The sequence below is a fragment of the Bradyrhizobium sp. MOS001 genome, assembly GCF_004634465.1.
Lineage (GTDB): Bacteria > Pseudomonadota > Alphaproteobacteria > Rhizobiales > Xanthobacteraceae > Bradyrhizobium > Bradyrhizobium barranii.
This window is the reverse complement of record NZ_SPVJ01000047.1, coordinates 34,845-60,889: the sequence shown is the minus strand read 5'-3', so window position 1 is coordinate 60,889 and position 26,045 is coordinate 34,845. Positions and strand designations below refer to the sequence as shown.

Below are 26,045 nucleotides of genomic sequence, written 5' to 3'. Positions count from 1 at the left end.
ACAGGCCGGCAAACCAGCCAAACTCGCCCTCATTGCCGTCGCCAGGAAGCTGCTGACGGTCCTCAACGCCATGATGCGCGACAGGAAGCCCTACCTGAACGTCAAGCCGACATAACAGTTGCCGGATCTGCGCTTCGCTTGTCCGGGACGACGGCGGTATGTGTGGCAACCGCTCACGCCGCAAGCCGGAACGTCACCCCGCCGAGCAGAAACTCGTTCCCCGCAACCGCGAGTCCCTTCGCCTTCGCGGCATGCAGCACGCTTGCGGCATCCGCCACCTGAAACTCCAGCGCGCTCATGATCTCGCTGGCGCCCTTCACGAAATGGAAGGTGGCATTGGGCAGTTTCAATTCGGCGCCGCCACTCGGTACGACCCCGATGATCTTCCCCCAATGTTCCGCGAGCCCCTGAGGATCCGGGCTCTGCATCTCCACGCCCGTCAGCGCCTGCGTCACATCCTTGCGGATGAACTTTTGCCAGTCCGGCCCCGCGGGCGGATACGGCCCCAGAATATCGTCGCTGCCTTTGGTATGGTTGAACTCGATGAAGGCGGCGCGGCAGTCGCGGGGGTGGAGCTGGACGCCGTGATAGGGCGCGTGGTCGATCACGTTGGCGGTGCGCACGCCCATCGCATTGGCGTTGCGGCCGCGTTCGTCCGGATCGTTGCAGCAGAAGATCGCCATATAGCCGCCGCGGCCGCCGGTCTTCTCGATGAAGCGGCCGGCGGTGGTGCCGCCTTTGAACGGCGCGACCACCTCCAGCAGGATCGTGTCGACCGGGAGCAGTGCGTTCTCCAGGCCGTATTTGGCGACATTGCTATCGCGGTAGCAGACGTCGAGGCCCATGATCCCGGCGATGTCGGAGACCACAGGCGCGAGCTGCGGCGCGACGAGGCAGATCTGCCGGAGCCGCATATAGGGCGCCATCGTCATGCGCCCTTGAACGTCGGCTTGCGTTTTTCGACAAAGGCCTTCGCGGCTTCCTTGTGATCCTCGGTGTCGCTGCAACGGGTGTGATGGATCGCCTCGCCGTCGAAGCAATCTTCCAGCGCCAGATGCTCGGCGTTGTTGATGTTGCGCTTGATGAAGCCGAGCGCGATCGATGGGCCCTGCGCCAGCGACAGCGCGAGCTCGTGCGCGGCGGCATCGATCTCGGCGTCGGGAACGACTTTTGTCACCATGCCGATCGCATGCGCTTCTTTCGCGGTCAGCACCGGCGACATCAGATAGAGCTCGCGCGCCCGCGCACTGCCGAGCAGCTGCGTCAGGAAATAGGTGCCGCCATAATCGCCTGAGAAGCCGACCTTGGCGAAGGCGGTCGTGATCTTGCAGGATTCGCTGGCGATGCGCAGGTCGCAGGACAGCGCCATCGAAAGGCCGGCGCCGGCTGCCGCGCCGTCGAGCTGCGCCACCACGGGCTTCGGCATCTGGTGCAGGATGCGCGAGACCTCCATGCCGCGGCGCAGGTTCGCCATTTTCACTTCGAACGGCAGCGGCGCACGGCCTGCCGCCATCGACTTGACGTCGCCGCCGACGCAGAACGAGCCGCCTGCGCCTTTGAACAGCACGGCGCGCACCTCGGGATCGTCGGCCGCGCGCCGCGCGGCCTCGACCAGCCCGGCGACCATGTCAGGGTTGAGCGCGTTCTTCCGCTCCGGGCGATTCATCGTGATGGTGAGCAGCCCGCCTTCGAGCTTTTGCAGGACCATGTCGTTCATGGAACGTCTCCCTTGTTGTTGTTTTGCTCGGGCCTCAGCCACACCCGTCATTGCGAGGAGCGAAGCGACGAAGCAATCCAGACCGTCTCTGCGGAAACATCTCTGGATTGCTTCGCTTCGCTCGCAATGACGATCTCTATTTCTTCACCAGCGGGCAGCGCGACTGCTCCAGCGACTGGAACGCCTCGTTGCCGGGCACGGTGGCGAGCAGCTTGTAGTCGTCCCAGCGGCCCTTGGACTCCGACGGCTTCTTGACCTCGAACAGGTACATGTCGTGGATCATGCGGCCGTCCTCGCGGATCTTGCCGTTCTTGGCGAAGAAGTCGTTGATCGGTGTCTCCTTCATCACCTTGATGACCGCAGCCGAGTCGGTCGTGCCCGCGGCCTTCACGGCCTTCAGGTAATGCGTGACGGACGAATAGACGCCGGCCTGCGCCGAGGTCGGCACGCGCTTGGTGCGCTCCATGAATCGCTTCGAGAACGCGCGCGTGTCGTCGTTGAGGTCCCAGTAGAAGGCTTCGGCGAGCAGCAGGCCCTGCGCGGTCTCCAGCCCGATCGAATCGATGTCGGAGACGAAGGCGAGCAGCGGCGAGACCTTCTGGCCGCCCTTGGTGATGCCGAACTCAGCCGCCTGCTTGATGGCGTTGACGGTATCGCCGCCGGCGTTGGCAAGGCCAATCACCTTGGCCTTGGACGCTTGAGCCTGGAGCAGGAACGACGAGAAATCCGAGGTGTTGAGCGGATGGCGCACGGCGCCGAGCACCTTGCCGCCGGTCTTGGTGACGACGGCGCTGGTGTCCTTCTCCAAGTCCTGGCCGAAGGCGTAGTCGGCGGTGAGGAAGAACCAGCTGTCGAGGCCGGACTTGACGGCGGCAAGACCGGTCACGTTGGCCTGGCCGTAAGTGTCGAACACGTAGTGGACGGTGTAGGGACCGCAGGCCTCGTTGGTGAGACGGATCGAGCCCGGGCCGTTGAACATGATGATCTTGTTGCGCGCTTTCGCGATCTCGCCGGCGGCGAGCGCAGTGGCCGAGGCCGCGACGTCGTAGATCATCTCGACGCCCTGGTTGTCGAGCATGTCGCGGGCGATGTTGGCGGACAGGTCAGCCTTGTTGAGATGGTCGGCCGCCAGCACCTGGATCTTGCGTCCCAGCACCTCGCCGCCAAAATCTTCGACGGCCATCTTGGCCGCGGTCTCGCTGCCGGGACCGGTGATGTCGGCATAGAGGCTCGACATGTCGAGGATGCCACCGATCTTCAGCGGCGGCTTGTCCTGGGCCTGCGCGGCGGCGCTCGCACTCAGGGCAAACGCTGCGGCAAAAATGCCCGACAAAATATGCTTCATCGAAAAAGACCTCCCTTATCGCGCCGTACTCTGATGGCGGCTTGGTTATTGCTCTTGGTTGAAGCTGTTGCCGCAATCATGCCGCATGCGCAAGTGCGCAGCAAGCGCGAGGGCGTTGCGGGCGCATGATTGCCGCACATGTTTTCCGCAAAGCGGAATGGCATGTTGCGGCGAAATGTTTCCACCGTCATTGCTGTGCAAGTTCATTAATTCGCTGATCGAGTGTGAGGCAATGGCGACGCATCACGCGAACTGCCGTAGGGTGGGCAAAGGCGCGCTCTTCGCGCCGTGCCCACGAGCCCGCGCGACAAATCAAAGACGTGGGCACGCTTCGCTTTGCCCACCCTACGATAGCCTTCGCGGTTCGCCACGTTTGCGTTAGAACTAGAGCACAACGCAACCTTTCCGGGCACCGTGACGCGACTGCTTCATCTCATCGTCGCACTTCCTCTCGTCGCCGGTCACACCGCGTTCGCCGCACCGTGCCAGTTCGAGTCCCAGGGCGACGGCCGCGTCGCCGCAATCGTCGACGCGCGTGGCGTGCGTCTCGATGACGGCCGCGAGGTGCGCCTCGCCGGGATCGAGCCAACCGCAACGACGAAGCAGGCGCTGACGTCGCTGCTCACCGGACGCGACGTCACGCTGCGCGGCACCGACGACACGCCCGACCGCTACGGCCGTCAGGGCGCACTCATCTTCGTCGGCGAAAGCGAGGCCCCCATCCAGGCTGTGCTGCTCGCCCAGGGCGACGCACTCGTCTCCGCCGAGATCGCGGACAAGGACTGCGCGGCGGCCCTGATGGCGGCGGAGACCGAGGCACGGCGCCAAAAAAAGGGCAACTGGGCTGACGCGTCGGCCATAAAAAACGCGGAAAGTCCGGACGATATTTTGGCCGGGATAGGGCGCTTTATGGTGGTCGAGGGCAAAGTCCTGTCGGTCCGGCAAGCTGGGGCAATCACCTACCTCAACTTCGGACGGAACTGGACACGCGGCTTTGCCGTGACTATTTCAAAGCGTACGCAACCCGCGTTCGAGAATGCCGGGATCACTCTTAAGTCCCTGGAGAATCGACGCATTCGCGTCCGGGGCTGGGTCGAGGGGAATACAGGGCCGCGCATCGATGTGCGCCTTGCAGGGCAGGTCGAGTTGCTGGGCGCAAACGAGCCGACAGGGGTAAGGCCCTAAAAGGGCCAGGCACGGGTTAAGCGACGTGGATGGGGTGCTAGAACGGCACGTATCAAGTGAACGCCGCCGCCTGCGGGCTGCGCCGGCGGCGCTGTGCCTCGTGCTGGGCTCAGCCCTTGCCGGTTGCGGCGACATGAACCGGTTCCAGACCGCGGCGGCCCCGCCGACCGTGGCGATGCCCAAGCCGAAACCGGCCGTCGCGCAGACCCCCGCCACCGAGAAGGAGCACGAGCGCATCCTGGCGAGCTACGGCGGGACCTATGACGACCCCAGGCTCGAATCACTCGTCAGCAAGACCGTCGACCGGCTCGTCGCGGCGTCCGACCGCCCCGACCAGGGCTATAAGGTCACCATCCTCAATTCCGGCGCGGTGAACGCGTTCGCCCTGCCGAACGGCCAGCTCTATGTCACCCGCGGCCTGCTCGCGCTCGCCAGCGACACCTCGGAATTGTCCTCCGTGCTCAGCCACGAGATGGCGCATGTGCTGTCCAAGCACGCCGCGATGCGCGAGGACCAGGCGCGCCAGGCCGCGATCGTCACCCGCGTCGTCACCGACATGAGCAACGATCCCGATCTCACCGCGCTTGCGCTGGCCAAGACCAAGCTCACCATGGCGAGCTTTTCGCGCAACCAGGAGTTCGAGGCCGACGGCATCGGCGTCGGCCTTTCCGCCAAGGCACATTTCGACCCCTATGGCGCCGCCCGCTTCCTGTCGGCGATGGAGCGCAATGCCGAGCTCAAGGTCGGCAAGACCTCGCTCGATCCGCGCGCGCAGGATTTCACCTCGTCGCATCCGGCGACCCCCGAGCGCGTGCAGAATGCGCAGACCATCGCACGGCAATATGCGGCGCCCGAGGGCGCCGAGCGCGACCGCGAGACCTACCTCGCCGCGATCGACAACCTCGTCTATGGCGAAGATCCCAGCGAAGGTTTTGTGCGCGGCCGGCGTTTCCTGCATCCGAAGCTCGGCTTCACCTTCCAGGCACCGGACAATTTCACGCTCGACAACACCGCGCAGGCGGTGATCGGGGTGCGCGACGGCGGCTCGCAGGCGATGCGCTTCGACGTCGTGAGGGTGCCGGCCGAGCAGTCGCTGGGCGATTACCTGAATTCCGGCTGGATGGAGGGCGTCGAGAAGGCCTCCACCGAAGACATCACCATCAACGGCTTTCCGGCAGCCTCCGCCACCGCCAAGGGCGATCAGTGGCAGTTCAAGGTCTACGCGTTGCGCTTCGGCAGCGACGTCTATCGCTTCATCTTCGCGGCTCGGCAGAAATCGACCGAGAGCGAGCGCAACGCGCGCGAGACCGTCAATTCATTCCGCCGCCTGACGCTCGACGAGATCCAGGCCGCGCGCCCCCTGCGCATCAAGGTCATCACCGTGCAGCCCGGCGACACCGTGGAATCGCTCTCCCACCGCATGGCCGGCGTCGATCATCCCGCCGAACGCTTCCGCGTGCTCAACGGGCTCGATCGCAACGCGCAGGTGAAGGTGCGGGATCGCGTGAAGGTCGTGGCGGATTGACGCGCGCAAAGCGCGCGTCATCCCGGGGTGCGCTTAGCGCGAACCCGGGATCTCGGGCCACAAAGACAGTGCCGTAGGGTGGGCAAAGGCGCGTAGCGCCGTGCCCACGATCCGTAATGATAGCGACAGATGGTGGGCACGCTTCGCTTTGCCCACCCTACGAGACCTGCTCTGCCGACCTACCGCGCCCTTTCCTTCAGAAACGCGATGATGTCAGCGCGATCCCGCGCGTCCGGGACGTCGAAGAACATCTTGGTTTCCGGCACCATGGCCTGCGGTCCGGCCAGCCATTTGTCGAGATTGTCCTCGGTCCAGACGATCCCTGAGTTCTTCAGATCGGCCGAATAGTCATAGCCGGGCACGCTGCCCGCCTTGCGACCGACCACGCCCTTGTGCATCGGGCCGACAGCGTTCTCATTGATGGAGTGACAATCTGCGCAGCCCTTGTAGAGCGTTTGGCCGCGCGCGACGTTGCCGGTGGCGTGGGCAAGCCCGGTCGAGAAAACGATCGCGACGATGGTGAGGACCAGGCTTACGGTAAGGACTAGGCTTGCAAAACTTTGCGGGTGGACGGGATTGGACCGGACGTTCATGGAATCTCCTGCTTGCGTCGCCGCAAACAGGATCGTCCGGCCTGAATTTTATTCCCGTCCGCTGGACGCGGCTTAGGCGCCCGCGTCCATGTCGCCCGCCTCGCGCTGGCCGCTGAGCCAGAGTGCGAGCAGGGTCCAGAACGCGCCTGACAGCAGATACGCACCCGACGCAATGACGCCGAGATTGGTGGCGAGCAGAAGCGCCACCAACGGCGCGAAGCCGGCACCGAACAGCCAGGCCATATCCGAGGTCAGCGCGGAAGCCGTGTAGCGGTACGCCTGCCGGAAGTTCGAGGCGATCGCGCCCGAGGACTGGCCGAAAGAGAGACCCAGCAGGATGAAACCGATCACCATGTAGATGGTCTCACCGAACGCGCCGGCATCGAGCAGCTGCGGAGCAAAACCGCTGTAGATCGCGATCGCAATGGCCGATCCCATCAGTAGCGATTTGCGGCCGACGCGGTCGGCGATGATGCCGGAGGCCACGATCGCCGCGACGCCGAACACGGCGGCGACGATCTCGATGATCAGGAAGCGCACCGGGCTTTCGCGGGTGAACAGGAACACCCAGGACAGCGGAAACACCGTGACCATGTGGAACAGCGCGAAGCTTGCGAGCGGCGCGAATGCACCGAGCATGATGTTCTGGCCCTCGCGCGCGACGGTCTCGGAGATGCGCGCGGGCTGCAATTCGCGGGTCTCGAACAACGAGGCATATTCTTCCGTCGTCACCATGCGCAGGCGCGCGAACAGCGCCACGACGTTGATGGCGAAGGCGACGAAGAACGGATAGCGCCAGCCCCAGTCGAAGAAGTCGTCGGCCGAGAGGTTACCGGCGAAATAGGCGAACAGCGCGCTCGCCACGATCAGGCCGAGCGGGGCGCCTAATTGCGGCACCATCGCGTACCAGCCGCGCTTGGAGGGCGGCGCGTTCAGGGCCAGGAGCGAAGCCATGCCGTCCCAGGCGCCGCCCCAGGCCAGACCCTGCGCGATACGCGCCAGCGCCAGCAGCCAGATCGCCGCAACGCCGATGTCGTGATAGCCGGGCAGGAACGCCAGCGCGACTGTGGCGGTGCCAAGCAGAAACAGCGCCGAGACCAGCTTGGCGGTTTTGCCGTACTCGCGATCGACCGTCATGAAAATGACGGTTCCGATCGGCCGGGCCACGAAGGCCAGCGCGAAGATCATGAAGGAATAGAGGGTGCCGGTCAGCTCGCTGGTGAACGGGAACACCAGGCGCGGGAATACGATCACCGAGGCGATCGCGTAGACGAAGAAGTCGAAGAATTCCGAGGTGCGGCCGATGATGACGCCGATGGCGATCTCGCCGGGACTGGCCTGGTCGTGGCCGTGCTCGCCCGAGTGGAGGTCTGCCATTGCAGGGGTCTGTGCCGTCGCCATTCGTGCGCCCTTAACGTCCTGAAAACCAAAGCCGACCGCCCGGCGGGGCGCCAGGCAATCTGCCCCTGTCTGACCCAACATTCCGCACTGCAACATTGGACAAATTGTCCAATGTCCGGATTGCTGCGCCGCAGCTACCCCTTGGGCCCGCAAAGGAAACTCATTCTCATAAGGCTCGGCCCGTGTCCCGTCTCAAGATCCTGGCGCTGCTACCCCTGGCAGCTGCGCTCAGCGGCTGCAACTACGTCGTGCTGGCGCCTGCCGGCGATATCGCAGCGCAACAGCGCGACCTCGTCATCATCTCCACCGTCCTGATGCTCCTGATCGTCGTCCCCGTGATGGCGCTGACGGTGCTGTTTGCCTGGCGCTACCGCCAGTCCAACACCTCGGCCCGCTACGAGCCGGATTGGGACCACTCGACCAAGCTTGAGCTGGTGATCTGGTCGGCGCCGCTGCTGATCATCATCTGCCTGGGCGCGCTGACCTGGATGGGCACGCATCTGCTCGACCCCTATCGCAACATCGGCCGCATCCATGCGGAACGCGCCGTGGACCAGTCCAAGGCTCCGCTCGTCGTCGATGTCGTCGCGCTCGACTGGAAGTGGCTCTTTATCTACCCCGATTACGGCATCGCCACCGTCAACGAGCTCGCCGCGCCGGTCGACCGCCCGATCAACTTCCACATCACCGCCTCCTCGGTGATGAACTCGTTCTACATCCCCGCACTCGCCGGTCAGATCTACGCGATGCCGGGCATGGAGACGTCGCTCCACGCCGTGATCAACCACGCCGGTACCTACAAGGGTTTTTCGGCGAACTACAGCGGCGCCGGCTTCTCTGGCATGCACTTCAACTTCCAGGGCCTCGACGACAAGGGCTTTGACGCCTGGATCGCGCAGGCCAAATCGGCCGGCGGCTCGCTCGGCCGCGCCGAATATCTCCAGCTCGAAAAGCCGAGCGAGAACGAGCCGGTGCGCCGCTGGGGCACCGTCGATTCCGACCTCTACCGCCTGATCCTCAACATGTGCGTCGAGACCGGCAAGATGTGCCAGAGCGAGATGATGGCGATCGACGCCAAGGGCGGCAACGGCCATGAGGGCCTGAACAACACCCTGCCGCTGGCCTACGACAAGTACGCCCGCCGCGGCAGCGCGCTCGGGCCCCAGCCAACCTTCGTCGCCGGCACCTGCACGCCCGATGCGCCGCAGGGCAGGACCACCGCCTCCATCACGGCACCCGCCGACACCGCGCCGCTGCTCGGTGCCGGCCTGAAGCGGCCGATCTTCACGCCGCTGAAGTCCTCGTTCTTCTTCCTCGGACAACGTCCGAAGTCAGACTCCTAAAGAGAGCTCGCATGTCTCCTGATCTTCTCAAGCTCATCTTCGGCCGTCTCGGCCTCGATTCGCTGCCGCTGCACGAGCCGATCCTGGTCGGCACCTTCGTGATGGTCGCGCTCGGCGGCGGCGCACTGTTCGCCGGCATCACCTATTTCCGCCTCTGGGGCTATCTGTGGCGCGAGTGGTTCACCACCGTCGACCACAAGCGCATCGGCATCATGTACATGATCCTCGGCATCGTGATGCTGCTGCGCGGCTTCGCCGACGCGCTCATGATGCGCGCGCAACAGGCGCTCGCGTTCAACGGTTCCGAAGGCTTCCTTCCCGCCCATCACTACGACCAGGTCTTCACCGCCCACGGCGTGATCATGATCTTCTTCGTGGCGATGCCGCTGGTCACCGGCCTGATGAACTATGTGGTGCCGCTGCAGATCGGCGCGCGCGACGTGTCGTTCCCGTTCCTGAACAATTTCAGCTTCTGGATGACGGTCGGCGGCGCAGTGCTGGTGATGGCTTCGCTGTTCATCGGCGAATTCGCCCGCACCGGCTGGCTGGCCTATCCGCCGCTGTCGAACATCGGCTACAGTCCTGACGTCGGCGTCGACTATTACATCTGGGCGCTGCAGGTCGCAGGCGTCGGCACGACCTTATCCGGCATCAACCTGATCTGCACCATCGTCAAGCTGCGCTGTCCCGGCATGACCATGATGAAGATGCCGGTGTTCACCTGGACCGCGCTCTGCACCAACATCCTGATCGTCGCCTCCTTCCCCGTCCTGACCGTCGTGCTCGCGCTGCTCTCGCTTGACCGCTACGTCGGCACCAACTTCTTCACGAACGATTTCGGCGGCAGCCCGATGATGTACGTGAACCTGATCTGGATCTGGGGTCATCCCGAGGTCTACATTCTGGTTCTCCCCGCCTTCGGCATCTTCTCGGAAGTGACCTCGACCTTCTCCGGCAAGCGGCTGTTCGGCTACACCTCGATGGTCTACGCCACGGTGGTCATCACCATCCTGTCGTACCTGGTCTGGCTGCACCACTTCTTCACGATGGGCTCGGGCGCCAGCGTCAACTCGTTCTTCGGCATCACCACGATGATCATCTCGATCCCGACGGGCGCGAAGATGTTCAACTGGCTGTTCACGATGTATCGCGGCCGCATCCGCTTCGAGCTGCCGATGCTGTGGACGATCGCCTTCATGCTGACCTTCGTGCTCGGCGGCATGACCGGCGTGCTGCTCGCAGTGCCGCCGGCCGACTTCGTCCTGCACAACAGCCTGTTCCTGATCGCGCACTTTCACAACGTGATCATCGGCGGCGTGGTGTTCGGCGCGTTCGCCGGCATCAACTACTGGTTCCCGAAGGCATTCGGCTTCAAGCTCGATGTGTTCTGGGGCAAGCTGTCGTTCTGGTTCTGGGTCACCGGCTTCTACATGGCCTTCATGCCGCTCTATGTGCTCGGCCTGATGGGCGTGACCCGCCGCCTGCGCGTGTTCGACGATCCGTCCTTGCAGATCTGGTTCGTCATCGCCGCGATCGGCGCCGGCCTGGTCTTCCTCGGCATCCTCTGCATGCTGATGCAGTTCGCAGTCAGTTTCCTCAAGCGCGAGCAGCTCAAGGACGTCACCGGCGATCCCTGGGATGCACGCACGCTGGAATGGGCGACCTCCTCGCCCCCGCCGGACTACAACTTCGCCTTCACCCCCGTCGTTCACGACAATGACGCGTGGTGGGACATGAAGAAGCGCGGCTATCAGCGTCCGCTCTTGGGGTTCAAGCCGATCCACATGCCCAGCAGCACCGGCACCGGCATCATCCTCGCCGGCCTCGCCACCGCGATGGGATTCGGCCTGATCTGGTACATCTGGTGGCTTGCCGCCGTGAGCTTCATCGCGATGCTCGCCGTCGGCATCGGTCACACCTTCAACTATCACCGCGACTTCGACATCCCGGCCGACGACGTCATCCGGACCGAGGACGCGCGCACCAAACTGCTCGCCGGAGCCAAGTAAATGACTGTCGCTGTCAATCCTAGCCAAACCGGCGAGCCGGTCTTCTATCTCGCCGACGAACACCCGCATCCGGAAGGCTACAGCACCCCGCTCGGCTTCTGGATCTACCTGATGAGCGACTGCCTCATCTTTGCGATGCTGTTCGCCACCTTCGGCGTGCTCGGCGCCAACTACGCCGCTGGGCCCGCGCCGAAGGACCTGTTCGAGCTGCCGCTGGTCGCGGTGAACACCTCGATGCTGCTGCTGTCGTCGATCACCTATGGCTTTGCCATGCTGACGATGCAGCAGAACAAGATCGCCCAGACCCAGATGTGGCTGGCGATCACCGGCCTGTTCGGCCTCGCCTTCATCGGCATCGAGCTCTCCGAGTTCGCCCACATGATCCATGAAGGGGCGACCCCGCAGCGCAGCGCCTTCCTGTCCTCCTTCTTCACGCTGGTCGGCACCCACGGCCTGCACGTCTCCTGCGGCCTGATCTGGCTGGTGACCCTGATGGTGCAGGTCTGGAAGTTCGGCCTGATCGAAGCCAACCACCGCCGCCTGATGTGCCTGTCGATGTTCTGGCACTTCCTGGACGTGGTCTGGATCGGCGTCTTCACCTTCGTCTATCTCCTGGGAGTTCTGCGATGAACACCGATACCCACGCCGCCCACGCGGACGGCCATCACCACGGCGACGACCACGCCCACGGCACGTTCTCGACCTACATGCTCGGCTTCGTGCTCTCGGTCGTGCTGACCGCGATCCCGTTCTGGCTGGTGATGAGCGGCGCGCTGCCGAGCAAGCAGATCACCGCGCTCGTCATCATGGCCTTCGCTGTCGTGCAGATCGTCGTGCACATGATCTACTTCCTGCACATGAACACCAAGTCCGAGAACGGCTGGAGCATGATGGCGCTGATCTTCACCATCGTCATGGTGGTGATCGCGCTGTCCGGCTCGCTGTGGGTGATGAACCACCTCAACAGCAACATGATGCCGATGCACCAGATGACGGGAATGAAGTAAGCGAGACTCCGAAGTGAGCAAGGCTTGGAAGTGAGCAAGGCTTGAAAGTGAGCAAGGCTTGGACCGTGACAGGCAGGAACAAGGACGCGCGTCGCAAGGCTGCGCGTCCGCGCCTGTGGCTCACGGTTCTCTCGCTCGCGGCCTTTGCACTTCTGATCGCACTCGGCGTCTGGCAGATCGAACGGCGCACCTGGAAGCTGGCGCTGATCGACCGCGTCGAGCAGCGCGTCCATGCCCCGGCCCAGCCGATCCCGTCGCCCGCGGCCTGGCCGGCCGTCTCCACCGCAAACGACGAATACAGGCATGTCAGCCTCACCGGCCGCTTCCTGCATGACCGCGAGACACTGGTTCAGGCGGTCACCGAGGAAGGCCCCGGCTATTGGGTGCTGACGCCGCTTCAGCGCGGCGACGGCACGCTGGTGCTGGTCAATCGCGGCTTCGTGCCGTCCGAGCGGCGCGACGCATCGACGCGCCAGAGCGGCAATCCGAACGGCCAGGTCGAGATCACGGGCCTGCTCCGCATGACGGAGCCGAAGGGCGGATTCTTGCGGAACAACGTGCCCCAGCACAACCGCTGGTACTCGCGGGATGTCGCCGCGATTGCGGCAGCGCGCGGCCTCCACGATGTCGCGCCGTTCTTCATCGATGCTGACGCCGGATCACAAACCACCGGCGCGCCGATCGGCGGATTGACCGTGATCCGCTTTCCCAATAACCACCTGATCTACGCGCTGACGTGGTTTGCCCTGGCTTTCATGCTGGCCGGTAAACTTTTCGTCACATTCGGCGGCGGGCTGTTCCGCCGCAAGCGCTTCGTCCACGAACCGGCCGGCGGCTCCGATGCCACCGCCCGCAGGACGGGATCAGATGCTGGAACGATCGTCGAATCTACCTGACGACGGAATGACGCATGACGCCGTCACGCTGCAATCGCAGGCGGACGCGCGCAGCGAGCTGATCGGCGTTGCGCCGACCGACGACGAGACCAACCGCAAGAACATGGCGCTGCTGATCCAGCTGCGCTGGACCGCGGTGGTCGGCCAGATCGTGACCATCGGCGGCGTGCATTTTGGCCTGGGTATTCCCCTGCCATTGGAACGGATGGGCGCGGTGATCGGCGCGCTGCTGCTGCTCAACGTCTCCAGCCTCGTCTGGGTGCGCCATCGCGCCGCGATCACCAACAACGAGCTGCTGGTCGCCTTGATGCTCGATGTCGCGGCGCTGACGGCGCAGCTCTACCTCAGCGGCGGCGCCACCAATCCCTTCACCTCGCTGTTCCTGCTCCAGGTCACGCTGGGCGCGGTGCTGCTTAATGCCCGTTCGACCTGGTCGCTGGTCGCACTGACCTGCGCGAGTTTCATCTGGCTGACCATGGCCTACCGGCCGCTCGACCTGCCGCCGAACCCGATCAGCGAGGCCTACAGTCTCACCGTGACCGGCATGCTGCTGGGCTTCGTCCTCAACGCCGTGCTGCTGGTCGTGTTCGTCACCCGGATCAACAGGAATTTGCGCGAGCGCGATGCGCATCTGGCGGCACTGCGCCAGCATGCGGCCGAGCAGGACCACATCGTCCGCATGGGCCTGCTCGCCTCCGGCGCGGCGCATGAGCTCGGCACACCGCTCGCCTCGCTGTCGGTCATCCTCAGCGACTGGCGCCGCATGCCCGATCTCGCCGCCGATCAGGAACTTGCCGAGGATCTCGCGGAGATGGAAACCTCTCTGCAACGCTGCAAGACCATCGTGACGGGCATCCTGGTGTCGGCGGGCGAAGCGCGCGGCGAAGGTTCCTCGCCGACGACGGTGACGGCCTTCGTCACCGCGCTGGTGAACGAGTGGCGCGACGCACGCTCGGCCCGCACGCTCTATTTCGTCAACACGTTCGGCGAGGACGTCGCGATCGTCTCTGACATCGCGCTGAAGCAAGTGATCTTCAACGTGCTCGACAATGCCTATGAGGTCTCGCGCGAATGGGTGGAGCTGCTGGCCGAGCGCGAGGGCGACAATCTCGTGCTGTCGATCAGCGATCGCGGCCCGGGCTTTGCGCCGGAGATGCTGGCGCAGCTCGGAAAACCCTATCACTCGAGCAAGGGCCGCGCCGGCGGCGGGCTCGGCCTGTTCCTGGTGGTGAACGTCGTGCGCAAGCTCGGCGGCAGCGTGACCGCCGAGAACCACAGGAAGCGTGGCGCCACCGTCCGCCTGACGCTGCCGCTCGCAACGCTCGCGATCGGAGGAAATTTTGACGCCTGACCGTTCGCTCATCGTCGTCGAGGACGATGCCGGCTTCGCGCGCACGCTGAAACGCTCGTTCGAGCGCCGCGGCTACGACGTCGTCCTCGCAGCTTCGATCGAAGAGGTGCGGAAGGTGCTGGAGGAGCGATCCTTTGGACACGCGGTGGTCGATCTCAAGCTCGGCGGCGCCTCGGGCCTCGCCTGCGTCGAGCTGCTGCACACGCATGATCCGGAGATGCTGATCGTGGTGCTGACCGGCTTTGCCAGCATCTCCACCGCCGTCGAGGCGATCAAGCTCGGCGCCTGCCACTACCTGGCAAAGCCGTCGAACACCGACGATATCGAAGCCGCCTTCAACAAGGCCGAAGGCAACGCCGAAGTCGCCCTCGATGCACGGCCGACCTCGATCAAGACGCTGGAATGGGAGCGCATCCACCAGACGCTGATCGAGACCGATTTCAACATCTCGGAAGCGGCGCGACGATTGGGCATGCACCGGCGCACGCTGGCAAGAAAGCTCGAGAAGCGGCCGGTGAAGTGAGCCTAGGACGACGCCGTCGCGAGCTTGCCGACCTCGGAGAGAAGCAACTTCAGGATCGGGGATTGATTCGCCTTGTGATAGGCGACAACGAGATCAAGCTTGGGTGCTTCTCCCCGCACCGGCCGGGTGGTGATCGTCTCCGGCAGATATCGCTTGGTGTAGGCCGGCAGCATCATGACGCCGCGCGTGGAGGCGATCATGGAGATCGCGTGGACGACATTGTGGACTTCGCGGTCTGGCTTGAGGTCGATTCCGGTCCGGCTGAAATAATCCAGAACGATACGACGAACCGCGGGAGCGGATTTGGACGGTAGGTAGAAGGTCTCGTCCCTGATCTCCTCGGGCGCCACCGCGGCTTGCGATGCCAGCCGATGGTCGCTCGGAAAGACGAAGACCAGCGGATCGGTGCGCACGCGCCGGCAGACCAGATCTTCCATGTGCTCCTCCGGCCGGATGAAGGCAGCATCGAGCTTTCGCCGCATCAGGGCCTTGGCAAGCGAGGGCGAATAATCGCTCGACAGGCGGATATCGATGCCGGGAAATGCGTCGCGCAGAATGCGATCCACCTCGGGCAGCAGGTCGATTTCGGCGCCCGACAGAAAGCCCAACGAGAAAGCGGGCTGCGGGGGCTGCGCGGCACGGAGCGCCGCTTCCTTGGCAGCCTCCGCCTGAAGCAGCGCCATTCTGGCGTGCTCGAGAAAGGCCTTGCCGGCCGCCGTCAGCGCGATGCCTTGGGCGCTGCGGTTCATCAAGGGAACGCCGACCTCCCGTTCGAGGTCCCGGATTTGCCGGCTGAGCGACGGCTGCGACGTGTGCAGCTTCTGCTCGGCCGCAACAGTCAAACTGCCTGCATCGGCAACGGCGACGAAATAGCGGAGATGCCGAAGCTCCATCGCGATCTCCCATATCTTGCAGGCATGGGGCCAGCTTACAAAGTCTTTTTCCAAGCGGCCAGCTGCCCGTATAGCCGGCGTGAACGAGGTCTGCCTGGCAGGCAGAGGCGCACGGGAGCGAGCTTCACATGCTCAAGAGCATTCAGACGTCGCTGCTGATCCTCGCGCTGGCGGGATCTGGCGAAGTGGCTGCGCAATCCTCCAACACGCAGGCAAAGGCAAACAGCATGGAACTGGATGTGACAGGATTGAAGCAGGCGTTGCTCGGCGACTGGGAAAGCATCGCACCGGAGGTGCGCCCGAGCGCGGCGAAGAACGCCGATGGCACGCTCAAGCCGTTCTATCTCAAGCGGGCCTTCAAATATCTCCCCTCCGACCGTTTCGAGCTCGAGATCGTCAACTCGGCCGATCCCTACAGCGCCGTGCCGCTCGCGCGGATCAGGATTGGCGGCCATATGCTGTGGAGGGGTGCGCATCCCATCGCTCCGGGCGCGCAGAAGGTCGACTTCGTTGCCGACGAGACCTACGAGGTTACACCGCTGGCACAGGGATTCGCCGATGTGCTCAACAAGGTCGCCGCGGTCGGATATGCACCGTGGGCCGTAGGCGCGCCTCAGAGCATCTTCGGCAAGACCTTCGCTCCCTTCGGTCTCGCCGAGGCCACGAACTTCATGGAATATGATCTCGTCTATCTCAGGGGCGACCTCCTGTTCTGGGGCGCCCGCAACATCGACGGCCGTGGCTTTGACACCGAGCAGAACCGGCCGACCAATTTGCAGATTCCGCTGATCAGGAAGTGACTCGGGTCAAGTTCGTCACACTCTCCCTCGACGCGATGCCCCCGACACGGGGCCTGAACACCCGTGGCCGTGCGAACGCATGGATTGCACCGTCACAAAGTCTGATCCACTCAAAACAAAAAAGCCCGGCCAACCGGCCGGGCTTTTGATTGCTTGCGATCGACGCGAGACGCTTACGCGGCCTCGTCGGCGACGGCGGTGTCGTCGCCATCGGTATCGCCGTCGGCATCCGCCTCGCCCTCGCCGTCGGCGGCTTCCGCCTTGGCGTTGGTGCGGCGCGGGCTCTTGGCGAGCTGGGCCTCGATCTCCTTGACCGCTTCGGTCTCGGTCGAGTGCTGCACAACCGCGATCTCGCGGGAGAGACGATCGAGCGCCGCTTCATAGAGCTGACGTTCAGAGTACGACTGCTCGGGCTGCGACTCGGAACGGTAGAGGTCGCGCACGACTTCCGCGATCGCGACGATGTCGCCCGAATTGATCTTTGCTTCGTATTCCTGGGCGCGGCGCGACCACATGGTGCGCTTGACGCGGGCGCGGCCCTTCAGCGTCTCCAGCGCCTTCTTCACCAGCGCGGGGTCGGACAGCTTGCGCATGCCGACGTTCGCAACCTTGGCGGTCGGCACGCGCAGCGTCATCTTGTCCTTGATGAAATTGATGACGAACAGCTCGAGCTTCGCACCGGCGATCTCCTGCTCCTCGATGGCCAGGATCTGGCCAACGCCGTGAGCGGGATAGACGACGAATTCGTTGGCCTTGAAGCCCTGGCGCTGGGTCACGACCTTCTTTTCCTCGACCTTCGGCGCGGGTGCAGCAGCCTTCACGGCCGGCTTCGCAGCAGCAACGGGGGCTTTGGCAGGGGCGGCAGCAACAGGAGCCTTCGGAGCAACGGGCTTGGCAGCGGAAGCCTTGGCAGCAGCAGGCTTGGCAACGGTCGCTTTCGCGGCCGGTTTGGCAGTCTTGTGAGGCATTGCGCTTCTTTTGTTCTTCGAGGACTTTGCAGCCGGTGCCTTAGTCGCGGTCCGACCCTTGGATGCGCTACGGCTGGCCGCGGCGACTTTTTTGGCCTCCTTATGGGAAGCCCTCGCTGAAGTACTCTTTTTACGCGTTTTCTGTGACACAGCCTGCGCGCGGAAACTGCCACGCCCCTGTTCGACATTTGGTTTCACGGGAACCCAACGGGGCCAACTGGGCTGACGGGGTTCAGCTTAATGTGCTCAATATAGCACATTTCCCGCAAAAATCAATGATTTAGGGGTCTTGAGGGCTGGTTTTCGGCGCTGACGAAGGTATTAGGGTTAAGTTTGGGCGAGAATTAGTCTCCCGAGCCCGGGTTCGGAGAAAAATATTTCTCGAACTTGCCGTCCTGACCGTCGAATTCCTTCGCGTCGGGGGGTGATTCTTTCTTCTGGGTGATGTTCGGCCAGCTTTTGGCGTAGTCGGCATTGACCTGGAGCCACTTTTCGAGGCCCGGTTCCGTGTCCGGCTTGATCGCGTCGGCGGGGCATTCCGGCTCGCACACGCCGCAGTCGATGCACTCGTCAGGATGGATGACGAGCATGTTCTCGCCCTCGTAGAAACAGTCGACCGGGCAGACCTCGACGCAGTCGGTATACTTGCACTTGATGCAGGCTTCAGTGACGACGTAAGTCATCCAACGCTCCGAAAAGCTCTTTTAAAAGTCGCGGCTTGCGTAGCGCGGATGGCCGGGCGCCGCAAGGTCGGGAACGGCCGATCATGACGGCTTTGCGCTTTGATCGGCCAAGAAATGAACTCAAAGCGCAATTAATTGCGCTTCGCTTCGCTCAGCTCCTCGTAGAGCACGCGGGCCGAGGCGGCATCGCCGCGGCGCTCGTTGAAAGCGGTTACTTTCAGCACGCGCACGGTGCGATCGAGCGCGATCGTGATCACGTCGCCGATCTTGATCGCATGGCCCGGCGACTTCTCGCGCGTACCGTTGATGCGAACGTGGCCGGACTCAACAAGCTCAGCCGCGGAGGTGCGCGCCTTCACCACCCGCGCGTGCCACAGCCATTTGTCGAGTCGCTGCCGCTCGGTCGTGGGATCACTCCTTGCGACCGGACAGCTGCTCTTTCAGCGCAGCAAGCTTTGCGAAGGGCGAGTTCGGATCGGCCGGACGATCGCGCTCGCGCGGGTTCGCGCTCGAGGCGTAGGGGCGCAGCGACGGCCCGCCCTGACGGTCGCGGCCCTTGTCGCGGTCACGACCGCGATTGTCGCGGCCCTTGTCGCGATCTCCGCCGAACTTGCCCTTGTTGCGATCGCGATCCTTGTTGTCGCGATCCTTGCCCTCGAAGCGGCGGTTCTTGTCGTCGCGCCCCTCTTGGCGCGGCGCGCCTTCGCCACCTTCGCGCGGCTTGCGGAAATCCTTTGCCCCATCTCTGCGATGACCGCCGCCGTGACGATGACGCTCGCCGCGCTTCTCGCCGTCAGCAGCCTGCGCTGCTTCGCCTTCCGCTGGTGCAGCACCCGCCTCTGCGCCCGCCTGCGGACGCGGCTGATGGTGACGCTGGTGGCGATGGCGCTCGTGGCGCGGCTTGCGATCCTCGTGACGGCCGCCGGGACGCCAGACCTCGACGAGCTCGGGCTCGGCAGGCGCAGCGGCAGCCTCGACCGGCGCGGCCGCATCAGCGGATGCAGCGGCTTCCGTTGCAGCGGCCTCGGCAGGAGCGGCTTCCGCAGCCTCGGTGGGCCCAGCAGCAGCCTCTTCCGCCGGCGGCGCGATGCCGGGGGCATCCTCGGGCGTGACGGGGGCTTCCGGCGATGCTTCGAGCGCCGGCTCTTCATGCGCGGGCTCGTCGTGCTGCTCCATGCCGGGCGCGTCTTCGACGGTGACTGGCTCGGCGGCGGCTTCGACCGCGGTGTCCGCGGTCGCGGCGGCGTCATCGGTCGCAGTCGGTTCAGTCGGAGCCTCTGCGCTTGCTTCAGCAGCCGGCGTCTCCGCAGCAGGCGCAGCCACCGGCTTCGGCGGCAGCGGCGCACGCTTCTCCATGCGATAGCCGAGCGCGCGCAGCACCGAGGCGAAATCCTCGCCGGCCGAGCCGGTGAGCGAGGTCATCGCCTGCGTCACCACAAAGCTGCGGCCGTCAAACGCGCCGGCGGGCTTTTCGCCGGGCGAGTTCTCGCGCCAGGCCAGCGCCGGGCGGATCAGATCGGCAAGGCGCTCCAGAATGTCGACGCGCACCGCGCGCTCGCCGGCCTGCTTGTAGCCGAGCACGCGATAGGCATCGCGCGGCAGCTGCTTGTCGACCGGGAACGAGGTGCGGCCCGAAGATGCCAGATGCTGCGCGCCCGACAGCGAGGACAGATCGACATTGTCCTGCTTCAGCGCCCACAGCAGCGCGGCCAGCGCGCGTCCGGCGGGCTTCAGCAGGCCGGGGAAATAGATGTGATAGGCGCCGAAACGGACGCCGTATTTGCGCAACACGGCGCGCGAAGGCTGGTCGAGATCCTTCAGCTCGTTGGCGATCTTGGGACGCTCGAGCACGCCGAGCGCCTCGACCAGCTGATAGGCGATGCCGCGGGCAATGCCGGTGACGTCCTCGGCCTTCGAGAGCTCGAACATCGGCCCGAGCAGCTTTTCGATATGCGTCTTGAGCCAGAGCTCGAGCCGGGCCTGCACCTTCTCACGCGGCGCACCGGTGAGGCGCTCGTCGGAGATGATGCGAATGCGCGGATGCAGCGCCTCCTCCGCGGCGGACAGGCGCGCCACGGCGTCGCCGGTCCAGCGGATCGTGCCTTCCGAGGTCAGCACGAACTGATCGTCCGGCGCATTGCCCAGCTTTTCGGCGCGCGCGTTGATCTCGCCGGCGAGCACCGCTTGCGCTGCAGCCTGCAAGGCTTTCGCATCGGAGCCTGCTTCCGCCGCATCCGGTGCAAAGGTGAAGCCATCGAGGCGGCCGATGACATGGCCTTCGACGATGACTTCGCCGGTCTTGCCGATTTCAGTATTCAAGCTCGTGTTCTCCCGCAGGCGGCGCATCAATACACTGGTCCGGCGATCAACGAAACGCTCAGTCAAGCGTTCATGGAGCGCATCCGATAATTTATTTTCGACCTCCCGCGCGATCCCCTGCCAGCGTTCGGGGTCTTTCAGCCAGTCCGGGCGGTTGGCGACGAAGGTCCAGGTGCGGATCTGGGCGATCCGGGCCGACAGCGTGTCGATGTCGCCGTCGATGCGGTCGGCCTGGTCCACCTGGGCGGCGAACCAGGAATCGGGGATGCAGCCCTTCTGCATCAGGAAGCCGTACAGCGTGGTGACGAGCTCGGCATGGGCCGCCGGCGACAGTTTTCGGTAATCGGGGACCTGGCAGGCCTCCCACAGCCGTTCCACCGCGGCCTTGCCATGCGCGATATCGCGCACCTCGACGTCGCGGGCGGCATGGTCGAGCACGCGCATGTCCTCGGCGATCGGCGCGCGCGTCAGCGCCTCATGGCCGGGCGACTGGTTCAGGGACACCTGGAGCGCGCCGAGGGAGGCGAAATCCAGCTTCGCATTGCGCCATTGCAGCATCTTCACGTTGTCGAAGGTGTGGTTCTGCAGCGCGTTGACGAGCTCGGGCTCGAACGGCCCGCAGCGGCCCGTCGTGCCAAAAGTACCGTTGCGCGTGGCGCGCCCCGCACGCCCGGCGATCTGCGCGAACTCGGCCGGCGTCAGGCGGCGGAACTGGTAGCCGTCGAACTTGCGGTCGGAGGCGAAGGCGACGTGGTCGACGTCGAGATTGAGGCCCATGCCGACGGCGTCGGTGGCGACGAGGTAATCGACATCGCCGTTCTGGAACATCTCCACCTGCGCATTGCGCGTGCGGGGCGAGAGCGATCCCAGCACCACGGCCGCGCCGCCATGCTGGCGGCGGATCAGCTCGGCGATGGCGTAGACCTCGTCTGCCGAGAACGCGACGATGGCGGTGCGGCGCGGCTGGCGCGTGATCTTGCGGTCGCCGGCGAATTCCAGCTGCGACAGGCGCGGCCGCGTGATCATGGACACGCCCGGCAGCAGCCGCTCGATGATCGGGCGCATCGTGGCGGCGCCCAGCAGCAGCGTCTCGTCGCGGCCGCGGCGGTTGAGGATGCGGTCGGTGAAGACGTGGCCGCGCTCCAGGTCAGACGCGATCTGGACCTCGTCGACGGCGAGGAAGGAGACGTCGAGGTCGCGCGGCATCGCCTCGACGGTGGAGACCCAATAGCGCGGGTTCTTCGGCTTGATCTTCTCCTCGCCCGTGATCAGCGCGACGGCCTCGCTGCCGACCCGCGCGGCGATCTTGTTATAGACCTCGCGCGCGAGCAGCCGCAGCGGCAGCCCGATCACGCCAGAGGGATGCGCGAGCATCCGCTCGATGGCGAGATGGGTCTTGCCGGTGTTGGTCGGCCCGAGCACTGCAGTGACGCCTGCGCCGGGTGCGCGCTCGGAGGCGAAGGGGGAGGAGGAGAAGGCCATGTCTGGGGATTAGGTAGTGGCGATTTGGGCGAATGTCAGTGCTGCTTTGGGGTGTGTTGAGGGCTGGGAGGTGTCGGCCATGCCTCCGAACGCTACGCTGCAGCCAAGCATTCCACTGTCATGCCCCGGCCTGCCGCCTTCGCCAAGGCTTCGGCGGGCCGAGCACCCCCCTGAGCCCCGGCGTAGCCTTGGCGGAGCCGGGACCGGGCCATCCAGTACGCCGCGGCCTGTCCGCTCAACCACAACGGCCTCGGCGTACTGGATCGCCCGGTCAAGCCGGGCGATGACACCGAGCGTGTGGGAGCGCACTCCCCAAACCTCGCGCAACTGTCTCACTTTGCGACGCTTTTCCCGTTGGCTTTAAGCTTCGGAACGACTCTAGAACGAATCGCGGCCGAATCGCTGACTCCCGCTGAAGTCCTGTTCCGTTCACGGCACATGTCGCGGGACTCTTATTGGTTGCGCACTAGATGGAGTTTTGCCCTGCCGCACAAGCGGCGTTTCGATAACCGGTTCCTTAAAATTGGGGACGGCGCGGAGTCGAATCAGAATCGGGCAGGAGTCAAATGGATTCCCGGGATCACGACCCCCAAACTCATTTTCGCAAAAACAACCCCATGCACAGTAGACATGCCGTTGAAAGGATTACATTTCTTTCCAGCCAAATTGCCTCTCCGTCATTCCGGCGCGCGACGCGGTCTTTCCGTCATCCTGAGGTGCGAGTGGCGCGTTGCGCAGCATCGCGCCGGGAGCCTCGAAGGATGGACGGCCCGGATGCGGCGGCACGCACGGATATTCCCTGCGGGAACAGCCGGGCTGTCGCCCTTCGAGGGCCGCTGAAGAAGCGGCCACCTCAGGGTGACGGTCTCTAAGGGGGAATGCGCAGCTAAAGCTCTACTGCGTCTTGGCGACCTTTGGCGGCTGGGCTGACGTGATGAAGCTGGTCGCTTCCAGCATGGCCGGGCCGAGCGGCGTCGGCACTTTCAGCCAGAACGGGACCAGGATGCGCGTGCCCGCGACGGGGGCGAAGGCGATCTCGATGTTGCGCTGGGCGGCGAGGTATTTGATCACGGGACGGTCGGGAATGTAGCCCGCCACGGGCACGAAATAGAGCGCGCAGACCACGACCGGGCCCCTGTAGCCCTTCTCCGCCTTCACGCTCTCCATGCGCTTGAAATCGAGTTTCAGCTCATAGCGCATGCGGCCGTCGAACACCGGCGCGGCGTTGTGGCAGGCGTCCGGGCTCACGGGATCGCCGGTGCCGGGCACGCGCAGCAGCGAGGCCGTCATCGGATCCCAGACGCCGCGGCGATGCGCATCGGTGACGACGATGCGGTCGGCATCGACCGGCGGCTCCGGCACGATGCCGAACTCCTTCACATTGCCCTTGTCGAGCGTGATGCGGATCTCTTCGGTCTTCTTCGAGGTGGTGGTGGAGGCCTGGTAGCCGGTCGCGACCAGCGCGCCGTTGACCACCCTACCTTGCGAGGCGCCGGTGCCGGACCCGCCCGCGAACGATTTCAGCAGCCCCGTGGTGCCGCCGCTTGCCGCGGCCGCGAACACGTCGTCCCCGATGTCGATGTTCCAGGCGCCCTTGCCGACGGGAATGCCCGCCAGCGTCGCCTCATACTGCGCCTCGAGCTTGCCCTGCGCCGCGACAGGCTCCGCGCCCCACGCCACGACGAGCCCGCAAAGGACTGCGAAGGCCAGCCGGCCGGCGGAGCGCAGACTGGCTGAGCCGTGACTGACCAAGCCTTGGAGCCAAAGTCGGGGGGATGTGAGCACGAAACAATCCAATCGGGGCGCGAACGGTTGTTACTTAAGCCAAAAACCGCGGCAAACAATGTGTCCGGGCGTCAAGGCATGCGGAACTCCATTTGATACTTCGGGGGTGAATACGCCCTTTATGTGATGGTAAGGCACTTCAATCATTGCCGTTTTGGTGATCGGGGGTGTGTCAGGGACGCGCACCTCGCCCGACCCATTCCGCCGTCATGCCCCGGCTTGACCGGGGCATCCAGTACGCCGTAGCCCCTCGGCTCCAGCCGCTCCGCCGCGGAGTACTGGATCGCCCGGTCAAGCCGGGCGATGACACCTGTTGTGGGGGATGCCGCGGAGCATGAATCCCAGCCCAAAACCTTGACTGCCCGCCCCTTCCCCCCTATACGTCCGCCCGCTCCCTGCAAGGACACAGAATTAGCCCCCGTGGCGCCCAAAATGGCGGCCGCAAATCGTTTGGGGGACAGAAGAGGATTTCTACCATGTCTCGCCGCTGCGAACTGACGGCCAAGGGCCCCCTCGTCGGCCACAAGGTCAGCCACTCCAACATCAAGACCAAGCGCCGCTTCCTGCCGAACCTCGTCAACGTGACGTTCATCAGCGAAGCGCTCGGCCGCAACGTGCGCCTGCGCGTCTCCACCAACGCGGTCAAGAGCGTCGACCACAATGGCGGCCTCGACCCCTTCCTGCTCAAGGCCAAGGCCGACGTCCTGTCGCCGCGCGCCCTCGAGCTGAAGCGCGCCATCCAGAAGAAGGTCGGCCCGACGGCCGCGCCGGCGAAGAAGGCCAGCTAATCCAATTTTGAAATCGGGCGGGGGCTAAGTTGCGTCGCGTGGCGTAGTCTTAGCCAGTAGAGTTTTGCGTCGCGGCCGGATCGAAAGATCCGGCCGTTTTTGTTTTTGGGGGGTGCGCTAGGCACTCTCCGCTTCCACAAACCTGTGTTTAATCGTCTCGCCCCAAAGTTATACCGCACCAACTCACCCGAAAAGGTTGTATCCGTCCTTATTGCTCGTTTTCCATTTTATGAGCTGAGGATTGCGTCAATGTCAGCTTCGTTTTCGGAAGTGACCAAACAACTCTTGGCCGGCCAAAGCGTGGCTTGGCAGAAATTCGGCGACCACAAAGCAGGGAGTATAAGGCTAGAAAAGCCTGAACAGCGTCGCCTGCTTGAGTTCTTATTAAGCGCTGACACTGACAAGGTTGCTAGCGGTGACGAAAGTCTTTTCAGCAGCCTGGTCGCGGTGTGGGAGAACAAAGAGCACGATCCGGCGAATGTGGCGGCGGCGGCGCCAACCTCATCCGACAATAAGTCTTGGCGTCTCACACGTGTTGAAGCTTCCGGCTTCGGCGGTCTTACTATTTTTGGCGGCAAACCTTTCGATCTATATGTCGGCGGACACAATTGGTGCCTAGAAGGCCAAAACGGATCCGGCAAAACATCGCTGGTTAGCGCAATTCTGTGGGCACTGACGGGCTATCGCATTCGAGAACACGAAGGGCCCGTGCTCGAACGAGGGTTGCGCGAAGACGTTGAAGGCGAGGACGGGAAACGGATTGGGACGTGGCCTCCTCTAGCGGCTTATCCGACCAAAGTTGCCGACCTGCAGAAATCTGCCGATGTTTCGGTTCGCCTAACCTTCGCTTCCAACGACAACAGCACCGTAACCGCTTTTCGTCGGATCGTTAGCGCCCCCCAAGGAGATCCAACATCAGAAGAACAAATCGATCCCGCGATTGTTGATGCGCTTCGACTCGCCGAGATCGGCATACTTATGCCAGCACGCATCACCAAAATCGGCTTCGGCAAAAGCAGCCTAACTCTGTATGAGGCCGTTAAACAGCTCACTGGCCTCGACCGACTATCTGACATCGCAGACGGCTGCGCGGCATTTGGGGCCGCCAACCGAAAGTTCATGAAATACGCAAAAGATAATCGCATCGATCTGCACGAAAATCGGTTCCACGAAAACATCGACAAGGCAAAGCAACTCGCAAACGAGTTCGATTTTGCGTTGCCGTCTCCTTTGACGCTCGAGGCGCGAATAGATGTTTCACTCAAAGAGTCGGCGCGATTGAGCCCGTCGCACTGGACGGACAATTCCTCATGACGAATACTAAGTCGATCAAGGCAAATGAGATAACGACGCTAGATGGGAGACTCATTGTGGCCATCGACGAGGATGGCGCGCGCTACTTCAAGCGGCTGCGCTGTCATGGCGCTCTAGT

The 26,045-nt window shown here is 64.0% G+C and carries 22 protein-coding genes and 2 pseudogenes; 13 read left to right on the top strand and 11 right to left on the bottom strand.

From position 1 onward, the window contains the following. Nucleotides 1-115 (top strand): annotated as a pseudogene (locus CT676_RS35660) (IS110 family transposase); the annotation flags it as partial. Between the two features lie 58 nt (nucleotides 116-173). Here CT676_RS35660 and CT676_RS35655 read toward each other — a convergent pair. From CT676_RS35655 to CT676_RS35640, 3 genes are all read right to left on the bottom strand, one after another. Next, complete coding sequence (locus CT676_RS35655; RefSeq protein ID WP_166065157.1) at nucleotides 174-926, bottom strand: hypothetical protein; 753 nt, start codon at nucleotides 924-926, stop codon at nucleotides 174-176. A gap of 2 nt (nucleotides 927-928) precedes the next feature. Continuing rightward, nucleotides 929-1,717, bottom strand: a complete 789-nt coding sequence (locus CT676_RS35650; protein ID WP_038943861.1) for an enoyl-CoA hydratase — start codon at nucleotides 1,715-1,717, stop codon at nucleotides 929-931. Between the two features lie 136 nt (nucleotides 1,718-1,853). Further along, a complete protein-coding gene (locus tag CT676_RS35640) occupies nucleotides 1,854-3,062 on the bottom strand; it encodes an ABC transporter substrate-binding protein (RefSeq protein WP_135216454.1) in 1,209 nt (402 codons plus the stop codon). Between the two features lie 414 nt (nucleotides 3,063-3,476). Here CT676_RS35640 and CT676_RS35635 point away from each other — a divergent pair, with 414 nt between their 5' ends. Then, the gene (locus CT676_RS35635) at nucleotides 3,477-4,247 is read left to right on the top strand and encodes a thermonuclease family protein (protein WP_081369088.1); all 771 of its coding nucleotides are present in this window, start codon (nucleotides 3,477-3,479) and stop codon (nucleotides 4,245-4,247) included. 133 nt (nucleotides 4,248-4,380) lie between these two features. Next, nucleotides 4,381-5,772: a M48 family metalloprotease gene (locus CT676_RS35630; RefSeq protein WP_028151370.1), complete on the top strand. Its 1,392-nt coding sequence runs from the start codon at nucleotides 4,381-4,383 to the stop codon at nucleotides 5,770-5,772. A 179-nt stretch (nucleotides 5,773-5,951) separates the two neighbouring features. Here CT676_RS35630 and CT676_RS35625 read toward each other — a convergent pair whose 3' ends face one another. Together CT676_RS35625 and CT676_RS35620 are read right to left on the bottom strand one after the other, a co-directional pair. Next, nucleotides 5,952-6,365, bottom strand: coding sequence for a cytochrome c family protein (locus CT676_RS35625; protein WP_135216453.1), 414 nt, complete (start codon nucleotides 6,363-6,365; stop codon nucleotides 5,952-5,954). 72 nt (nucleotides 6,366-6,437) lie between these two features. Next, complete coding sequence (locus tag CT676_RS35620; protein ID WP_135216452.1) at nucleotides 6,438-7,766, bottom strand: MFS transporter; 1,329 nt, start codon at nucleotides 7,764-7,766, stop codon at nucleotides 6,438-6,440. A gap of 182 nt (nucleotides 7,767-7,948) precedes the next feature. Here CT676_RS35620 and cyoA point away from each other — a divergent pair, with 182 nt between their 5' ends. The 7 genes from cyoA to CT676_RS35585 are packed head-to-tail and all read left to right on the top strand — an operon-like array spanning nucleotide 7,949 to nucleotide 14,895. Continuing rightward, the gene (cyoA, locus tag CT676_RS35615; protein WP_135216451.1) at nucleotides 7,949-9,109 is read left to right on the top strand and encodes a ubiquinol oxidase subunit II; all 1,161 of its coding nucleotides are present in this window, start codon (nucleotides 7,949-7,951) and stop codon (nucleotides 9,107-9,109) included. Nucleotides 9,110-9,120: 11 nt separating this feature from the next. Next, nucleotides 9,121-11,118: a cytochrome o ubiquinol oxidase subunit I gene (gene cyoB / locus CT676_RS35610; RefSeq protein WP_135216450.1), complete on the top strand. Its 1,998-nt coding sequence runs from the start codon at nucleotides 9,121-9,123 to the stop codon at nucleotides 11,116-11,118. After that, the gene (gene cyoC / locus CT676_RS35605) at nucleotides 11,119-11,748 is read left to right on the top strand and encodes a cytochrome o ubiquinol oxidase subunit III (RefSeq protein WP_135216449.1); all 630 of its coding nucleotides are present in this window, start codon (nucleotides 11,119-11,121) and stop codon (nucleotides 11,746-11,748) included. It begins immediately after the preceding gene. After that, nucleotides 11,745-12,125, top strand: coding sequence for a cytochrome o ubiquinol oxidase subunit IV (gene cyoD / locus CT676_RS35600; RefSeq protein ID WP_085399178.1), 381 nt, complete (start codon nucleotides 11,745-11,747; stop codon nucleotides 12,123-12,125). The genes cyoC and cyoD overlap by 4 nt, the downstream gene beginning before the upstream one ends. 47 nt (nucleotides 12,126-12,172) lie before the next feature. Beyond that, the gene (locus CT676_RS35595; RefSeq protein ID WP_135216448.1) at nucleotides 12,173-13,021 is read left to right on the top strand and encodes an SURF1 family protein; all 849 of its coding nucleotides are present in this window, start codon (nucleotides 12,173-12,175) and stop codon (nucleotides 13,019-13,021) included. Beyond that, a complete protein-coding gene (locus CT676_RS35590) occupies nucleotides 12,993-14,372 on the top strand; it encodes an ATP-binding protein (protein ID WP_166346186.1) in 1,380 nt (459 codons plus the stop codon). Before CT676_RS35595 ends, CT676_RS35590 begins: the two co-directional genes overlap by 29 nt. Continuing rightward, nucleotides 14,362-14,895 (top strand): response regulator transcription factor, encoded by a 534-nt coding sequence (locus tag CT676_RS35585; protein WP_014490373.1) that lies wholly within the window; start codon nucleotides 14,362-14,364, stop codon nucleotides 14,893-14,895. Before CT676_RS35590 ends, CT676_RS35585 begins: the two co-directional genes overlap by 11 nt. Nucleotides 14,896-14,897: 2 nt before the next feature. Here the strand turns inward: CT676_RS35585 and CT676_RS35580 are convergent, their stop codons facing one another. After that, complete coding sequence (locus tag CT676_RS35580) at nucleotides 14,898-15,788, bottom strand: LysR substrate-binding domain-containing protein (protein ID WP_135216446.1); 891 nt, start codon at nucleotides 15,786-15,788, stop codon at nucleotides 14,898-14,900. A gap of 128 nt (nucleotides 15,789-15,916) precedes the next feature. Between CT676_RS35580 and CT676_RS35575 the strand changes: the two genes are divergently transcribed. Next, the gene (locus CT676_RS35575; protein ID WP_244623370.1) at nucleotides 15,917-16,588 is read left to right on the top strand and encodes a hypothetical protein; all 672 of its coding nucleotides are present in this window, start codon (nucleotides 15,917-15,919) and stop codon (nucleotides 16,586-16,588) included. Between the two features lie 173 nt (nucleotides 16,589-16,761). Here the strand turns inward: CT676_RS35575 and CT676_RS35570 are convergent, their stop codons facing one another. The 5 genes and pseudogenes from CT676_RS35570 to CT676_RS35545 all read right to left on the bottom strand — a co-directional run bounded on the left by CT676_RS35570 (nucleotide 16,762) and on the right by CT676_RS35545 (nucleotide 23,768). Continuing rightward, on the bottom strand, nucleotides 16,762-17,556 hold the full coding sequence (locus CT676_RS35570; protein ID WP_084794942.1) for a CarD family transcriptional regulator: 795 nt from the start codon (nucleotides 17,554-17,556) through the stop codon (nucleotides 16,762-16,764). A gap of 344 nt (nucleotides 17,557-17,900) precedes the next feature. Continuing rightward, nucleotides 17,901-18,239 (bottom strand): ferredoxin FdxA, encoded by a 339-nt coding sequence (gene fdxA, locus CT676_RS35565; RefSeq protein WP_135216445.1) that lies wholly within the window; start codon nucleotides 18,237-18,239, stop codon nucleotides 17,901-17,903. 131 nt (nucleotides 18,240-18,370) lie between these two features. Then, nucleotides 18,371-18,640: pseudogene (locus tag CT676_RS35560) on the bottom strand (RNA-binding S4 domain-containing protein); the annotation flags it as partial. A 10-nt stretch (nucleotides 18,641-18,650) separates the two neighbouring features. Continuing rightward, entirely contained in the window at nucleotides 18,651-22,040 is a 3,390-nt protein-coding gene (locus CT676_RS35555) for a helicase-related protein (RefSeq protein WP_135216444.1), read from the bottom strand. Nucleotides 22,041-22,934: 894 nt separating this feature from the next. Then, a complete protein-coding gene (locus CT676_RS35545) occupies nucleotides 22,935-23,768 on the bottom strand; it encodes a DUF3108 domain-containing protein (RefSeq protein WP_135216458.1) in 834 nt (277 codons plus the stop codon). A gap of 533 nt (nucleotides 23,769-24,301) precedes the next feature. Here CT676_RS35545 and rpmB point away from each other — a divergent pair. Both rpmB and CT676_RS35535 read left to right on the top strand, forming a co-directional pair. Further along, nucleotides 24,302-24,613, top strand: coding sequence for a 50S ribosomal protein L28 (gene rpmB / locus CT676_RS35540; protein ID WP_063980641.1), 312 nt, complete (start codon nucleotides 24,302-24,304; stop codon nucleotides 24,611-24,613). 249 nt (nucleotides 24,614-24,862) lie between these two features. After that, nucleotides 24,863-25,927: an ATP-binding protein gene (locus CT676_RS35535; protein WP_135216443.1), complete on the top strand. Its 1,065-nt coding sequence runs from the start codon at nucleotides 24,863-24,865 to the stop codon at nucleotides 25,925-25,927. Nucleotides 25,928-26,045: the final 118 nt, after the last annotated feature.